The sequence below is a fragment of the Pseudomonas sp. HMSC066A08 genome, assembly GCF_001813025.1.
GTDB classification, from domain to species: Bacteria; Pseudomonadota; Gammaproteobacteria; order Pseudomonadales; family Pseudomonadaceae; genus Pseudomonas; species Pseudomonas aeruginosa.
In genome coordinates this window covers 1-349 of sequence record NZ_KV811380.1, presented here as the reverse complement: position 1 = coordinate 349, position 349 = coordinate 1, and the positions used below count along the sequence as shown (strand labels likewise).

Below are 349 nucleotides of genomic sequence, written 5' to 3'. Positions count from 1 at the left end.
TCTGCTCCTGCTCGAAGTCCATCACATAGCCGCTTATGCGTTCGGCGTCGGACGCGGCCCGGAAGATCTCTTTTGGATCTTCCTTCAAGGCTTTAATCCACGAACCTACATAGGCTGCGTGCTGGCCCGGATCGTGGCCGATTTCGAGGCGCTCGCCCAACATCAGCGAGGCAATTTCCGCTCGTAATTCTTCGCGGGCGTAGCCCTCCGAACCGAACGGGTGCGCAAGGTCGCGGTCAAGCCGCGACGGGTGCCCTGTCCAGTGACCCAGCTCATGCAACGCGGTCGCATAGTAGTTGTCGGCGGTCGGGAACTGGTTACGCTCGGGCAGCGTGATGCTGTCCGTGCT

1 protein-coding gene is annotated in these 349 nt (G+C 61.0%); it reads right to left on the bottom strand.

What is annotated here, in order from left to right; translation table 11 throughout:
• Positions 1–349 (bottom strand): zincin-like metallopeptidase domain-containing protein (locus tag HMPREF2886_RS31900; RefSeq protein ID WP_256562624.1); only part of this gene is annotated, 349 nt, incomplete at both ends.